We start from the raw sequence: 15,450 nt of genomic DNA, 5'->3' as shown, positions 1-15,450 counted from the left end.
CGGGAATCATGAAAACCACGGATGTGACGTCACGGCTGGCCTCCCTTGGTGGCGCCAAATGGGATCTCCACCTTGCCGCGCGGGACCGTGTGGCATCAGGTGCGGATATCATCGAGATGACTATTGGCGAGCCTGATGTGCCGGTTCCGGCGGAACTGATGGAACAGTCAATCACCTCGATGCGGGCAGGGCGCACCGGCTATTCAGACGGGCGGGGCGAAATCAATCTGCGCCGCGCCTTGGCGGAGAGTTACACCGCCAGTCGTGGGCGGGCTTTTGAACCGGATAACTTTCTGTGTTTCCCCGGCACCCAGACGGCCTTGTTTGCCGCGATGATGGGGGTGGCACAGCATGGGGATGAAGTTCTGGTCGGCGATCCGATGTATGCCACCTACGAAGGCGTGGTTGCAGCCAGTGGGGCGAGCCTGGTGCCCGTACCGCTTAGCCCAGAAAATGGGTTCCGCATGCAGGCTGCTGATGTGGCCGCACGGATAACTCCGCGCACTCGCGCCTTATTGCTGACCAGTCCCCACAACCCAACCGGAGCCATTCTGGGCCAGTCTGAGCTCATGGCGCTGTGCGAATTGGCACGGGTCCATGATTTCTGGATCCTTTCAGATGAAGTCTATGAGCAGTTGGTTTTTGAAGGCGCGAAATTTGCCTCGCCACTTTCCTTGCCGGACTATGCAGACCGGGTCATTGCGGTCTCATCCATTTCAAAATCACATGCCTCCCCCGGGTTTCGCAGTGGCTGGTGTGTGGGTTCCAAGGCGTTTTGCGATGCCTTGCTGCCCTTTTCCGAAACCATGCTCTTTGGCAACCAGCCCTTTATTGCTGATATGACCGAACTGGCGATCCGCGAGGGCTCTTCGGTCTCCGCCGGGATGAGCCAACGCTTTTGCCGACGGGCGCAGCTGCTTGCTGAACGGCTGGAGGCGGAAACCGCCCTGCAGGTGCACCGCCCCGAAGCCGGCATGTTTGCCATGATCAATGTAGCGGCAACCGGAATGACTGGTGATGAATATGCCTGGGATCTGTTGGAACATGGCGTTGCAGTGATGCCTGGATCGGCCTTTAGTGACAGCCTGACCTCCTGGGTGCGGGTGGCACTGACTATTGAGGATGCGGCGTTTGAGATGGCTCTCGCGCGGCTTGTTTCCCACGCACATACTTTGGCAAAGGGGGCGGCATGACTGATCCTGTAAAAACAATTGGTGAGACACTGGTAGACGGGCTGAAGGCCCGGGATGTCTCTTGTGTCTTTGGCATCCCCGGGGTGCACACGGTTGAACTGTACCGTGGCCTTGCGGCATCAGGTATACGACATGTGACACCGCGCCACGAGCAGGGCGCGGGGTTTATGGCCGATGGCTATGCGCGGGTGTCCGGCAAGCCGGGTGTTGCTTTTGTTATCACTGGGCCGGGGCTGACCAATACGCTGACACCAATGGCTCAGGCGCGGGCGGATTCAGTGCCAATGCTGGTGGTCTCCGGTGCCAATGCCCAATCAAGCCTCGGCAAGGGCATGGGCCATTTGCATGAGTTGCCAGACCAGCATGCGCTGGCGCAGACTGTGGCCTTGACCTCGCAGCATGTCGCCAAGGCTGAAGAGTTGGAACCGGCTCTAAACAAGGCTTTTTCGCCCTTTTCATCAGGCCGACCCGGCCCAACCCATATTCAGATCCCGCTGGATGTTGCGGGCAGTGCCGCAACGGGGCTCTCTGCTCCAAAGGTGACAGAGGCTCCCCCGGTGGAGGTGGCACTGGTGCAGCAGGCTGCGCGCCTTCTGGCTGCGGCCAAGCACCCGGTCATTCTAGCCGGTGGGGGTGCCAAACGGGCAGGGGAGGCGCTGCGGGCCTTGGCTGAGCGCCTGGATGCCCCAGTGGTGCAAACCGCAAATGCCCGGGGATTGATGTATCAACACCCCCTTGGCGTGCCAGCAAGCCCGAGCCTGAAGGCAGTGCGCTCCCTGATCGAGGGGGCCGATGTTGTCCTGGCGCTGGGGAGTGAATTTGGGCCCACAGATTACGACATGTATGCCACCGGTGAGTGGCCGCAGATGCAGCAGTTGATCCGGGTGGATATCTGCGATCAGCAACTGGACCGTCACGCGGCGGCCTTGCCGATTAGGGCTGAGGCTGCTGGTTTTGCCGCTGAACTGCTTGCAGCTTTGCCTGCTGAATGTGCCGGGTCGGGTGGCGAGGCCCGTGCGACGGAGACCCGCGCAGCGGCCTTTGAGGAAATTGGCGCAGATTACCGGGGGCAAGTGGCCCTTCTCGGGGCGATGCGGGAGGCGATGCCTGGTAGCCTGATGGTGGGGGATTCCACCCAGCCGATCTATGCAGGCAATCTCTTTTATGATCACGACCGACCCGGTGGCTGGTTCAATGCGGCCACCGGCTATGGTGCGCTAGGCTATGCGATACCGGCTGCTATCGGGGCTGCGATTGCTGCGCCGAATAGGCCAGTCATTTGCATCGTTGGTGATGGCGGCGCCCAGTTCTCGCTGCCCGAAGTGATGACAGCGGTGGACGAGAACCTGTCGATTACCTTTGTGATCTGGAACAATCAGGGCTACCGCGAGATCGCCACTTCGATGGAGGATGTCGGCGTTGCGGTTATCGGTTGCGATCCGACACCGCCAAGTTTTGCGGCCACGGCACGATCCTTCGGTATTCCGCATGTCTCTGTCACGACTGATCCGGCAGATGTTGCGACGGCCATTGCCAAAAACCTAGGGCAGGGGCCCCGCATCGTCGAAGTTACTGCGCCTGGTTTTACGCCAGCTGAGGAATAAACTGATGAGAAACCCAAGTTTTGAATTCTCTCGTGCCGTCACCCGCCGCCCGGCAGCCAGCATCATCGATGGGCTACGCGCCACCGATATGGGCACACCCAGTCTGGAGGGCATGCTATCGGCTCATACACAGTATGTGGCAGCGCTCAAAAGCACTGGTGCAGAGGTGATCGAACTGGAACCTCTGGAGGCGTTTCCGGATGCGGTTTTTGTTGAGGATACCGCGCTCTGCCTGCCACAGGGAGCGGTTCTGATGCGCCCCGGTGCCCCATCGCGCATGGGCGAAGTGGCAGAAATGGCGCCAATCTTGCGGAGCTGCTACGAGGATGTCCGCGAAATCAGCGGGCCAGGACATGTCGAAGGAGGCGATGTTCTGGTGACAGCGCGTGAAGTTTTGGTGGGGCGCTCGGAGCGCACCGATGCCGCTGGGGTTGCCGAACTGGTAGAGGTCCTGGCTGACTGGGGGCATAACTTACGCGAGGTGTTTACCCCGCCTGGTGTTTTGCATTTCAAGACCGACTGTTCCTTGATGGATGGTGAAACCATCCTGTCGACCAAACGGTTGTCGGCCTCAGGCTGTTTTGAAGGGTATCGCATTCTGGACGTGGCTGAGGGCGAAGAGGCGGCGGCCAATGCGATCCGGTTCAATAATCTGGTGCTTTGTCCCGCAGGCTTCCCGCGCACAGCCGAGATGCTGGACAAGGCCGGGTTTGAAGTGGTGCAGATCGACAATAGTGACTGCGCCAAGCTGGATGGTGGCATGTCCTGCCTGTCGCTGCGGTTTTGATCTGAGCTTGCCCCGCAGATCTGCTCAGCTGCGGATCTGCGGCAGTTTTGCGCCTGTCCAATAGGCGCCACTGTCTTGTCTCAGCGCTTCATAGGCCTCGATCCGCTGGCGCGCTTCGGTGCCGCCGGCCTCGATCAGATGGGACAGCAGGCAATCCAGCACCGCCATCGCCCCGGCATAGGCGCCAAAAGGGTGCAATGAGGCTGTGGTCACCGTGAGCACATGATCCGCCTCAACCCCCGGTGCGATGACCTCGCTGTCTGAAATCAGCACAATACGGGCGCCCTGCTTGCGGGCCTGACGCAGGGCCTGAATGGTGCTGGTCGAATAGGGGGCAAAGGTGATGGCGATCAGGCAATCCTCAGGCCCCAATCCAATCAGATCATCCAACGTGGTGCCCACATGACGCGGCACCAGATCAATTGCGGGCAGCGCCATACGGGCCACATAGTGAAAATAGTAGGCCAGCGCATAGCTGGCGCGGCTTGCAGTCACATAGCACTGTTTGGCGGTGAGCAGGGTCTCCACAATGGCATTGGTGCGCTGTGCTCCCATCTGGCGCAGCGACCGGGCGACCATGTTCAGCTCGCTTTGAACAGCACGCGCCTGTAGCGCTGCGGCATGCCCTTGCCCCGCCATCTGGTCCAGCCAACCCGCCCCGAGGTGGCTCTCATTGGTGGTGATCAGAGCATCGCGAAAGGGGTGGCGCAGGGCCTCAAAACTGTCATAGCCCAGCCGATCGGCAAGGCGGACAAAACTATTGGCGCTGATGCCAGCTTTGTGCGCCGTGTCACGCACCGGATCCAGCGCAAAGCTGCCCGGGTTGTCGATAATGTATTTTGCCGCCAAAGCCAGTTTGGCAGGCATCTGCGCAATCTGCTCTTTTAGGGCCGCAATCAGGCGGGCGGTTTGTTTTGGGTCGAGATGTGGATCCATGGGGCAATAAAATCATATGATTGCCCCATATGGAATTCAAAACATCTGTTCTGTTGGTTTGGTCATGGAATGCCACCCGGCTTTCAGCCGGGCAGCCCCTTTGGTCCCTCAGGCAGAGACGGCCTGAGGATTTTCGTTCTCTTGTAGGAGGATGCTGCCGTCCTCGCTGACAGTTACCCAGGCGCCTGTTTCGATCTGGCCAAGCCCCTTGCAGGCGACCTGCATCAGGATGTGTTTTTCACGGGCGACAATGGCCATATGGCTCAACCAGCCGCCAACCTCGCTCAGCACCGCGCCAGAGCGCTGTACATAGGGCAACCAGGCCGGGTTGATCATGCTGCAAACCAGAATGTCGCCGTCGTTAAACCCGGCAAACACCTCTGGCCCGGTGGCGGTTTCATCCGTGACCCAAAAGGCCCGGCCCGTCACAGCGCCACTACCTGCCACGCAGGTTCCGCCCAAGGCGCCCTCTGCCAGCGTTGCCTGTGCCCCGAGAGACAGCAATTCGCAATCGCGCAGGGTCAGCTGCACCTGGGTTGGCGCGGAGGTCTTGCGCAGATCTTCATGGGACTTGCGCGCCTGCGCCAGGCACAGCAGCTCTTTGGGGTTGGACCAGTCGCTGAGGTGCAGCTCTTCCAGGGTGAGCTGGAAAACCAAATCATCGAGCCCTGAATTCGCCCCCAAGGCCAGCACAGCCCGGCGCAGTTCTGCCAGAATGCGCAGAGCCTCGTGTTTGGCCTGCTCCTTGAGATCCTGAAAGGTCAGTGCCAGTGAGATGCTGTCCTTCAACTCATGCGGCAGATTGGCGGGCAGGGGTGTTGGACCAGAGATCTGTTCAACCGGGTTTTCCAGCAAGGGCCAGAGCAGGGCAGGGGCCTCGCTGTAGCGCGGTGAACTGAGCTCATAGTCAAAGATGGAGCGATGTCCCATCAGGGCCAGAGCTTTGTCGCGGTTGCCGTGACAGGATCCCAGCAGCGTAGAGGGGGCGTTGGGCAGCTCTGCCTGCATCAGAAGTTTGCGCAGTGTGGCATCGCCGGCCGTGGTGGCCGTGGCTTCCCCCATGGTGAAACCCGCGAGGATATTGATCTTCTCCGCCTCGACATAAATCTCATGGGCAAAGAGCCCGTGCAGGGTCTGAATGACCTCAATCAGCTTGTGCTGGGGCAGGGCGGCGTAGTCGATGGCCTGCCAGATCGCCAGCCTGTCGGTTAGATCCGGCAGAGTTTGAGTGCGGAAGTCTTTGACCAGCGGGCGGGCCTGACGGCGCAACTGTTTTGCTTTGGTCTTTGACAGTTTCAGGGTCATCGCCGTTTTTAGGCGCGCATCGACATAGGTCTTGCCGAAGAGATTGACCAGATGGCCGTCACGCCCCTCGGGCAGGCCATAGGGGACACCTAGCGCACGACAAGCGTGGTCAACGCTGCCACCGGGGGCCCAAAGACTGCCCATGAGGGAAAAAGACAGTGGCGTCGGGCGGGGCAGGACTTCGGACATTTCGTCCTGTTCCAGGATTATCTCATCGGGTTCCGCAGCGCCAAAATTGTCCAGAACCTCGCGCCATTCGGCTAGGCGGATCTGTTCTGCCTCGGGGCCACGTGCCAGAGTGGTAATATCGCGGCTTTGCAGGATCTGGAACTGACCATCTGCATAGGCCCATTCGATATCCTGAGGACAGCCAAAGCTCTCTTCAACCCGCTGCGCCAGCGCCAGGAGCGGCGCCAGATCGAGGGTTTGATCCTGATCGTCTGTGGCGGGCAAGCCAGTGCAGCGCCCAAAGCGCAGTGAAACTGGGGTCACCCGGCCAGAGACGAGATCTTCTCCGCAGCCCTGCACCCATTCCACCATGGTCATGCCAGGGGCAGTGGGATCTTGGGTGAACAATACCCCGGCATAGTCGGCCTCTACCATATGTTGCACCAGGATATTGGCGGCTGTCTCGTCCTGGGCTTGCCCTTCGTAGCTGGCGGCCCGTTCGGAAGAAAAACTGGCGATCACGCTGTTCAGTGCTGCGCGCAGGGTATCGCCTGTGACGTCCAGCTCAGATTCAAACACACCGGCAAAGCTTTGATCGGCGCCGTCTTCGTTGCTGGCGCTGCTGCGCACGGCACAGGGTTTCTCACCCAGCAGCTGCCAGAGGGTTGCGGCAAAGCGTTCCTGCTGTGGCTGGGTCATTTGTTGAAAACTGGCAATGGCTTCCTGGCGCAGTACAACACCGCCGGGAACTGGTAGTCCTGCATTTTTCAACACTGACAGGCGCAGTGCCTTATTGCCAGCGGTTGCCAGTTCTTCGGTATAACCCATAGGGATCACCCCGGCGGGCAGCTGTGCCAAGCGGCGCTGATGGCGCCACAGGGACAAGCGCTGGTTCATAGCGCGGTGCAGTCCTGTCACATAGGCTCGTTGCAGGAGCAACAGGCTAAGACTGAAGCAGAGGTAGGCATTGGCCGCCGCGCTGAGCCCGTAGACCATTGCAAACAACACGGGCACGCCGAGAAACAGCCAAATCTTGACCTGGCGCGCCGTCTTGGCGACAGCCCAGACCAGATAGAGTGCCGCCAATCCACAAAACAGCAGCGGCAGGGCAAACAGCGGATCCGGCAGACCAAGATCCGCGATCCAGAGCAGGTTGATTGAGAGCAAGCCGCTGGCCTCGCCGGCGGCAGAGACGCCAAGCATCATCACGGGCAAAAACAGAAGTGCAGTCAGGTTGCGCAAAGGCGTCAGCCCCTTGGCAGCATAAAAGGCCTGAATGGCACGGGCCTTGCGCACGGGATCCTGGGCAAGTTTGGATTTGAGCGCCGCAAGTTCGTTGGCGCTGTCATTGGTAATGATCTGGTCGCGTTCTGATTTGAGCGCCACAGGTAGTACCAGCAGGCGGGTCAGCAGAGACAGGGCAAATAGCCCAAGCAAGAGGTGGCTGCGCTCATGCGTCCAGATCAAAGCCGCAGCAACTGCCGAGACCGCCTGTTGCCAATAGGTCTGTTGTTGCTCTGCCAGCCAGTCCTGAACATGGGGTTTGGGGGCAGGGGCAATGAAGTATTCCCATGGCAGGGTGTAGCGCCCCTGATAATCGATACCCTGTTGGGTCAGCTCTAGCCCCAGAACCTGCCCCATGAAGCAGCTGCGTCGATCATAGCAGGCGGCCACGGTTGGCCTGTCGTCCAGCGCGGCGATGCGGCGCATCAGCTCATCCGTTGGTAGGGCGCGGATTGGAATATTGATGGCACCCGGCAGGTGGCCTGCCGCAAAATCACCGGGGTAGCGGGTATCGACGATCTGCAGATCTTCGGTTTCGACCAGCGCGGTAAAGTCGGCGGTGCTGAGCAGGGTATCCTTGTTGTCATATTCCGGAATGGCGCGCAGATCGGCAAGGGTCTGCACATCAGCATCGCTGAAGGAGCGCCCTTCGACGATCCATTTCTCGATGCCCCCGGCAATAAAGCTGCAATCAATGCCCAGCTTGGCAAGTTCGGCGCAGGTCTCGGAGCTGCGATTGCCGTTGTGACAAAACACCACCGCGCGCTGTCCGGGCTGAAGCGGACGGGACTCTAGAAAATCAGGGAAACGGATATGGGCGGCGCCGGGCAGGCTGCCCATGGCGTTTTCGCCGGTTTCGCGGATGTCAAAGAAAGCGGCCTCTCCGGTTGCCAGCAGGGCGGCGGCCTGATCGGTAGAGATGGCCAGAGGATTGCCTTCCTGTTTGGAGAAACTGGTTTCTTTTAGGGTGTCATCCTTGATTTCAGTGCCTGCAAACTGTGCAGGGCGCAGCAAAGTGGCTTGCAGGCGGGTCTGCTCTGCAGTCTTCTGTGCGTTGAATTGCCAGTAATTTGCCGCCGCCAGCAGGGCCACAAAGAGCGACAAAGCACTAATGAGCTTAACCGGGTAGCGCTGCGCCGCGGCGGTGGGTTTGAGGCCCAGTTTTGAAGCTACAATTGCGCCTGCACCGGAAAGCATGGCCAGGCCAACAGCAAAAACTTGCGACAGTGAGGTGACAGAGCCAATGACCAACTCGGGTGAGGGAATGGCCTGGGCTTCAAGGGGTACAACCAAAAGAATTGCCGCCGATAGGGACGTGCAGCATTGTCTGCGTTTTTTCTGGGAGAAGGAGGGTATGTGCACTGAGTGACCTGTTGTCCGTTGAGGAGATCTTTATAGTTGTAACAATTTTATGAAAAAATACCCAAAGTATTACCGAATGGTTAAATGTAGACCTTGAGCCGGGTTTTCACTTAAATTTTCTGGAAGAGGTGAAGGAAAATTAACGTGATCAACGCACTTATTGGTTGATACAAGACATAACCAACGTGGTCGGTACGCAGCAACTAAGCCAGGAGGCTCAACCATGCGGCAATTTTATAGCTTTGTATTTTCTTTTGCCCAGAAGGGCCTGCTTTTGCTGGTCTTGGGGTTGTTGAGCTTTGCACCAAATGATGCGCGTGCTGAGATAACTCTTACTTTTGGAACTTATGCGGCTGACAAACCGACCGAAACGGTACGTAAGTATCGTCCCTTCCTGACCTTTTTGGCGGACCGGATGACCGAGCGGTTGGGAGAAAAAGTCACGATCAAGATGACGATTGCCAAGGAATATGCCGAAGGCGTTCGCCAGCTGGCCGAAGGCGAAGTGGATTTCGCCCGTTTTGGCCCAGCCTCCTATGTCATGGTCAAGGATCTCAATCCGCAGATTCGGATCGTGGCGATCGAGTCCAAGAAGGGCAAAAAGCGGTTCAATGGGGTAATTGTGGTTCATCGTGACAGCCCGGTCCAATCTCTGGAAGAGCTGGCGGGGCTGACCTTCGCCTTTGGGGATGAGCTGTCCACAATCGGACGGTACTTGGCACAGGCGCAATTGCTCGATGTTGGTATTTCAGGCGAGGATCTGCACAGTTTTTCCTATCTGGGTAGGCATGATTTGGTCGGCGAAGCGGTTGGCGCCGGGAAGTTTGCGGCTGGGGCGTTGAAAGAAAGCACCTATAGAAAACTTGTTGCCAAGGGGGTTCCTATCCGGGTTCTTCTCTCTTTTGAAAATGTGACAAAGCCCTGGCTGGCGGCAGCCGACCTTGATGGTGAGATCGTGCAGGCGATGCAGGACATCATGTTGGCAACGCAAAACGAAGAGATTGTCCGGCGTGTTTCCAAGAATGGGTTTTTGGCGAGCGAAGATGCCGACTACGATCTGATCCGCGACGCTATCGAACAAAGCCGTAGCTTTTAGCGCTGGAAAAGCAGAGAAATGAAACGCACTGGTATCCTGTTTCAGATCGTGCTGTCGCTGTCGCTGGCCGCCCTTTTGGTTGCGCTGGTTGTGGGTGCTGCTGCACAGCGCTCCGAAGGCAATCGGATGCGCGAGCAGTTGAGTGAACAGGCCGGGCTGACTATTTCTCTGCTCAGTGGGTTGATGCTTGAATCCATCATTGTGGAAGATGTGCCTGTGTTGGAAACCGGGCTTTATGAGGCTTTGGAGCGAACCCCAAAAATCCGCTCCATCCAAATTCTGAATGCCGAGGACATGATGATTGCCACTGCCACGCGAAGGGGGGCGGCGGCACAGGAAGAATTTGTGACCTATGAACAACCGGTGGAAATGGAAGGGTTCAAGTTCGGCACAATGATTGTGCAGTGGTCTATGCTGGAAGGGCAGGCCATGGTCCAGGAAAGAGTCCGCTATGCGATTTTGTGGACAGTTCTTGCGGTTGCCGCTTTGTCGGCTGCCATTCTGGGTTTGCTGAACATGCTGGCCTTGCAGCCGTTGCAAACTATCCACCTCAGGATGTCGGAGGTTCTAGCCGGTGCACATGGGCGAGTGGGGAAACTGCCCTGGTACGCCTCGCGGGAGTTTTGGGCGCTCAACTTCTCGGTGGGTGTACTGGAAGATACCTTTATTGAGCGCAACGAACGCGAATTGGCTCTGGAGCGGGCCTGCGAAGAAGCTGACATTGCCAATCAGGCCAAGTCGGAATTCCTGGCCAACATGAGCCATGAGATCCGCACGCCGATGAATGGGGTGATTGGCATGGCAGAGCTGATCATGGAGACCGATCTGGATGAGGATCAGAGATTCTATGCGAAAACCATTTCAAAATCTGGCGCGGCGCTGCTGACAATTATCAATGATATCCTCAACTTTTCCAAGATCGAAGCAGGTAAGATCGAATTGGATTTAGCGCCTTTTAATCTACAGACCGCGATCGAGGATGTGGTCACTCTGCTCTCACCCAAGGCCACTTCCAAGGGGATTGAGATCATCTTGCGATATGATCCCGAGCTGCCGGAGTTCTTTGAGGGCGATGTTGGCCGGATCCGTCAGGTGGTTACCAATATCATTGGCAATGCGGTCAAATTCACTGATATCGGCCATGTCTATGTTGATGTCTCTGGTGAGAAAAATTCCAACGGCTACGGCCTGACGATCAACGTCACTGATACTGGGATAGGCATTCCCGAAGATCGGCTTGATACGGTCTTTAGTGCCTTTGAACAGGTGGATAGTGGTGCGACGCGCAATTTTGAAGGTACTGGGCTTGGCCTGGCTATCTCAGCGCGTTTGCTGACCTTGATGGGGGGGGAGGTTACAGTGCAATCCACAGCCGGGGAGGGCTCTGTTTTTGTGGTTCAACTGCCTTTGCCGCTTGCTGAACAGGTTGAAGAGATCCCTGTAAAACCGCTGGCTCTTCAGGGATTGACGGGCCTGGTTGTTGGTAGTCAGGAGCTGAATCGTCTGATTTTGACGGAACAGTTGAACGCCTGGGGCATGCACAGTCTTGAGGCCAGTAGCGCAAGTCAGACCGTGGAGGTGATGTTGGATTTGCGTCTGACTTCCGACCGTTTAGATCTTGTCATCATGGAAGACCAAATGCCGGGGATGGACGGGCGTGAACTGGCGCGGCGCATTCATGCCATGCCAGAATTTGCGACACTGCCAATTGTCATGCTCTCGTCAGGTGATCTCGCGGCGATGCAACCCGATCAGGTTGGGCTGGAGGGCTGTAATATCATACATAAGCCCCTGCGCGCGGCGCAGTTGAAGCAGGTTCTGGGGCGGGCACACAGCCATGAGCAACCAGAGCAGAGCGCCACCTCTCCCAGCTCGGTGCACCCGCAGAAGGCCCATTGTATCAAGCTGATGATTGCAGAAGACAACCGGACCAACCAGTTGGTGGTGACCCGGATGCTCAAGGATGCTGGGTTTGATATTGTTATCGCCGCAAATGGGGCGGAGGCCGTCGAGCGGTTTAAGGAGGTGCGGCCAGATATTGTCCTGATGGATATGATGATGCCGGTGATGGATGGGGTCGAGGCAACGATGAAGATCCGCGAGATTGAATCCGCCAGTCAAAGCCCGGGCTGTCATATCATCGCCCTGACCGCCAATGCGTTGGAGTCCCACCGTGAAAAATGCCTTGCGGCTGGCATGGATGATTTCCTCAGCAAACCGATAAGCAAAAAGGCGCTGCTTGCAGCCATACACGATTGGATCGAAGACCCTCAAGATCTCGGGGCTGAAGTTCGGCTGCGCCAGACCTGATGGTTTACTGTCAGACCTAGGTTCGCCTGTCTGAATTGGCCGCCATCTGGCGATAGGCCGTGCTACCCAGATTTGTCAGCGCAAACAGCACAGCAGCAACGCAGACAATAGTTGGCCCGGTCGGAGTGTCGAGCATAAAGGACAGCTGCAGACCGGCAAGGGCTGCGAGAGCACCGATCCCGGCGGCAATCGCGGCCATACGTTCGGGTGTTGTGGCAAAAGGACGGGCAGCGGCGGCGGGGATGAGCAGCAGGGCAGAGATCAGCAAAACCCCGACCACCTTGATGGCCACAGCCACTACCAGAGCCAAGGCAATGGTCAGGACCAGTTGTTCACGCTTTGGGTTGATCCCTGCAGCATAGGCAAGATCAGGGCTGAGCGTGGCGGTGAGCAGAGCGGACCATCTGGCCCAGAGCAGCAGCAGAACCAGGGCGGCGCCGCCCCAGATCACCGCCAGATCCATCCGGCTTACCGCCAGGATGTCCCCAAACAGATAGGCCATCAGATCAATACGGATGCCCTGCAAAAAGGATACGGCGACCAGTCCAAAGGCCAGGGATGAATGTGCCAATACGCCCAGCAGAGTATCCATTGCAAAACCCCGGCCGCTCAAGCTGGAGACAGCGGTGGCCATCAGCAGGGCAATGATCAGCACACCGGCAAAGATCGGGACCTGAAATCCCAGGGCCAGAGCAACACCCAGGATCGAGGCATGCGCCGTGGCATCGCCAAAATAGGCCATGCGGCGCCAGATCACAAAACAGCCCAGTGGGGCAGCGGCGATCGCTACTCCAGTTCCGGCAAAGGCCGCACGCAGCAGAAAACTGTCAAACAGGGTGATCATCTTTTGGTCTCTTCCCTGGCATGGGAGGCTTGGGAGATAGCCTCTTCCAGGCCGTGATCATGGCCGCAACTGTGGTCGTGGCTGTGATTATGTTCGTGGCGATACAGGGCCAGGGCGCCCTGGGTGCCGCTGCCAAACAGGGCGCGGTATTCTGGTGCCGAGGCCACATGTTCGGGTTCGCCTTCGCAGCAGATATGACCGTTGAGGCAGATCACCCGATCTGACGCGGCCATCACCACGTGCAGCTCGTGGCTGACCATCAGTATTGCACAGCCCAGAGTTTGTCGCAGGCTCTCGATTTGTTGGTAAAAGGCGGCGGAGCCGGGTTGATCCAACCCCTGGGTGGCCTCATCCAAAATCAACAGTTGTGGCTGACACAGCAGCGCCCGCGCTAGCAGGACGCGCTGAAACTGCCCCCCTGACAGATCAGCCATCTGACGGTTGGACAGCTGCCCGGCGCCGGCCTGTTCCAGGGCCTTGGTCGCTTGTTGGTTCGTCACCCTGTCTGGCAGGCTGAGAAACCGGCGCACCGTCATTGGCAGGGTGGGATCGATATGCAGTTTTTGCGGCACGTAGCCGATGCGCAGGTCGGGGCTGCGTGTCACGCTGCCCTGGCTTGGCACTTGGGCGCCAATGACGCTGCGCAGCAGGGTGGATTTGCCAGAGCCATTGGGCCCAACGATGGTGACGATCTCACCCGGAGAGATGCCAAAAGTCACATTTGATAGAACCGTGTTGCCGCCATAGCTGACCGAAAGGTTCTGTAGCGAGATCAGATGCATTTAGCGTCGGCTTTTTGACACTTGGGGCAGAGGCCCTCGGCCTCGACCACGGTGCGTTCGATCTGAAAACCTGCGTCTCGGGCGGCCTTGCCCAACTGTCCATTTCTTGGAAGGGTCTGGGCCTCGGCGACGGATTTGCACATCCGACAAATCATAAAGGCCGGGGCGTGGTCTTCGCCGGGATGGGTACAGGCAATAAAGGCATTCAGGCGCTCGATTTTATGGGCAAAGCCGTTGGTCACCAGAAAATCCAATGCCCGATAGGCCACAGGTGGCTGTGACCCCATCCCTTCTTCGCGCAGCCGATCCAGGATCTCATAGGCTCCCAACGCGCGGTGCTCTTGCAGAAGAATTTCCAAAACCCGTTTGCGCACCGGCGTGAACTGCAGCCCCTGCGCTTTGCACTGGGCATTCGCTGTCTCAATGCAGTCAGCAATGCAGCTGGCGTGGTCATGGGTCTCAAATCCGATGGAATCCATGGTCTTGGGTCTCCGCTGAGAAGGGGCGCTGCCTGGCCTTTGGTAAACTCGGCTCTTGATATGTTATGGTATGACGTTTAACAAGTCGTGCGATGTTATAAAATTACATGAGAGTCCCATGCTTAAAACTCCTCTGACTTCTGTTGCGGCCCTCATGGGGTTTGCAGGCGTTTCTCTGGCAGATGTGCCAAAAGTTGCAACCGATATTGCGCCTGTGCACGGTCTGGTTGCGCGGGTCATGCAGGGCGTGGGAGAGCCTGACATGGTGGTGCCAGCGGGCGCTTCGCCGCATCATCATTCCATGCGCCCTTCTGAGGCTCTGGCTTTGTCGCGGGCGGATGTCGTCTTTTGGATGGGCGAGGCGCTGACTCCGTGGCTGGAAGGCGCGGTGGAAGAGCTGGCCAAGGACGCCCATGTTGTGGAGCTGTTGGAGCTTGAAGGTGGCTTGGCGCTACCTTTCCGTGAAGGCGTTGGGTTTGAGGCTCATGATCATGGTGAAGAAGAGGGTCATGACGACGACCACCACGATGATCATGGAGATGACCACGACGACCATGAGAAACATGACGATCACGATGATCACGCTGAGCATGACGACCACGACGATCATGACCATGAGGAACACGCCGAGGCCGAGCATGCCCATGAGGATGAGCATGAAGATGGTCATGACGATGATCACGAGGGGCACGACCATGGCGGCCATGAGGGTCACGACCACGAGGGCCTGGACCCGCATGCCTGGTTGTCACCTGAAAACGCCAAACTCTGGCTGGATGTGATTGCGGCAGAGCTGTCAGAGCATGACGCGGAAAACGCCGCCACCTATGCCGCCAATGCCGCCGCAGGAAAGCAGGAAATTGAAGCAGCCAAGGCCGAAGTCTTGACGGGTCTGGAACCACTGCGGAGCGGGGGGTTTGTGGTGTTCCACGATGCCTATCAGTATTTCGAGCACAGCTTTGGCCTGCAGGCGGCTGGGGCCATTTCTCTGGGGGATGCCTCTGATCCAAGCCCTGCGCGGATTGCAGAGATTCAGCAAGTGGTGAAAGATAAGCAGGTTTCCTGCGTTTTCTCTGAACCGCAGTTCAACCCTGATATGGTGGCAACTGTGCTGGAGGGCAGCGGCGCCAAAACTGTGGTCATCGATCCACTGGGCACAGGTCTGGAGCTGGGCGCTGGCTTCTACCCTGCGCTGTTGAAAGAGCTTGGTGCAGCCATGGCTGACTGCCACTAGGGTCAGGTTTCTATCCAAACCAGAAAATCAAATAAGGGTCAGGGGTAACTCTGACCCTTATTGAAA

At 57.9% G+C, this 15,450-nt stretch carries 11 protein-coding genes; 6 read left to right on the top strand and 5 right to left on the bottom strand.

All coding sequences use genetic code 11. From position 1 onward, the window contains the following. Positions 1 to 8: 8 nt before the first annotated feature. From ED661_RS14980 to ED661_RS14970, 3 genes are read left to right on the top strand one after another with little or no spacing between them, the layout of a single operon-like run. Positions 9 to 1,193, top strand: coding sequence for a pyridoxal phosphate-dependent aminotransferase (locus ED661_RS14980; protein WP_122074735.1), 1,185 nt, complete (start codon positions 9 to 11; stop codon positions 1,191 to 1,193). Further along, the gene (locus ED661_RS14975) at positions 1,190 to 2,797 is read left to right on the top strand and encodes a 5-guanidino-2-oxopentanoate decarboxylase (RefSeq protein ID WP_122074734.1); all 1,608 of its coding nucleotides are present in this window, start codon (positions 1,190 to 1,192) and stop codon (positions 2,795 to 2,797) included. The genes ED661_RS14980 and ED661_RS14975 overlap by 4 nt, the downstream gene beginning before the upstream one ends. A gap of 4 nt (positions 2,798 to 2,801) precedes the next feature. After that, the gene (locus tag ED661_RS14970) at positions 2,802 to 3,584 is read left to right on the top strand and encodes an arginine deiminase family protein (protein ID WP_122074733.1); all 783 of its coding nucleotides are present in this window, start codon (positions 2,802 to 2,804) and stop codon (positions 3,582 to 3,584) included. 24 nt (positions 3,585 to 3,608) lie between these two features. Here the strand turns inward: ED661_RS14970 and ED661_RS14965 are convergent, their stop codons facing one another. Beyond that, complete coding sequence (locus ED661_RS14965; RefSeq protein ID WP_122074732.1) at positions 3,609 to 4,520, bottom strand: MurR/RpiR family transcriptional regulator; 912 nt, start codon at positions 4,518 to 4,520, stop codon at positions 3,609 to 3,611. Between the two features lie 108 nt (positions 4,521 to 4,628). Next, entirely contained in the window at positions 4,629 to 8,474 is a 3,846-nt protein-coding gene (locus tag ED661_RS14960; RefSeq protein WP_122074768.1) for a PEP/pyruvate-binding domain-containing protein, read from the bottom strand. A 388-nt stretch (positions 8,475 to 8,862) separates the two neighbouring features. Here ED661_RS14960 and ED661_RS14955 point away from each other — a divergent pair, with 388 nt between their 5' ends. Together ED661_RS14955 and ED661_RS14950 are read left to right on the top strand one after the other, a co-directional pair. Next, positions 8,863 to 9,735 (top strand): PhnD/SsuA/transferrin family substrate-binding protein, encoded by an 873-nt coding sequence (locus ED661_RS14955; RefSeq protein ID WP_122074731.1) that lies wholly within the window; start codon positions 8,863 to 8,865, stop codon positions 9,733 to 9,735. An 18-nt stretch (positions 9,736 to 9,753) separates the two neighbouring features. Then, on the top strand, positions 9,754 to 12,045 hold the full coding sequence (locus ED661_RS14950; protein WP_122074730.1) for a response regulator: 2,292 nt from the start codon (positions 9,754 to 9,756) through the stop codon (positions 12,043 to 12,045). 16 nt (positions 12,046 to 12,061) lie between these two features. Here ED661_RS14950 and ED661_RS14945 read toward each other — a convergent pair whose 3' ends face one another. Genes ED661_RS14945 through ED661_RS14935 form a run of 3 tightly spaced genes read right to left on the bottom strand, consistent with a single transcriptional unit; the run spans position 12,062 to position 14,150 of the window. Further along, positions 12,062 to 12,889, bottom strand: a complete 828-nt coding sequence (locus ED661_RS14945) for a metal ABC transporter permease (protein ID WP_122074729.1) — start codon at positions 12,887 to 12,889, stop codon at positions 12,062 to 12,064. Further along, complete coding sequence (gene znuC / locus ED661_RS14940; protein WP_122074728.1) at positions 12,886 to 13,671, bottom strand: zinc ABC transporter ATP-binding protein ZnuC; 786 nt, start codon at positions 13,669 to 13,671, stop codon at positions 12,886 to 12,888. The genes ED661_RS14945 and znuC overlap by 4 nt, the downstream gene beginning before the upstream one ends. After that, positions 13,662 to 14,150 (bottom strand): Fur family transcriptional regulator, encoded by a 489-nt coding sequence (locus tag ED661_RS14935; RefSeq protein WP_122074727.1) that lies wholly within the window; start codon positions 14,148 to 14,150, stop codon positions 13,662 to 13,664. The genes znuC and ED661_RS14935 overlap by 10 nt, the downstream gene beginning before the upstream one ends. Before the next feature lie 118 nt (positions 14,151 to 14,268). Here ED661_RS14935 and ED661_RS14930 point away from each other — a divergent pair, with 118 nt between their 5' ends. Then, positions 14,269 to 15,384 (top strand): zinc ABC transporter substrate-binding protein, encoded by a 1,116-nt coding sequence (locus ED661_RS14930; RefSeq protein WP_254054854.1) that lies wholly within the window; start codon positions 14,269 to 14,271, stop codon positions 15,382 to 15,384. Positions 15,385 to 15,450: the final 66 nt, after the last annotated feature.

The sequence above is a fragment of the Pseudophaeobacter sp. EL27 genome, from assembly GCF_900313025.1.
Classification (GTDB): Bacteria; Pseudomonadota; Alphaproteobacteria; order Rhodobacterales; family Rhodobacteraceae; genus Pseudophaeobacter.
This window is presented reverse-complemented; position numbering and strand designations above follow the sequence as displayed.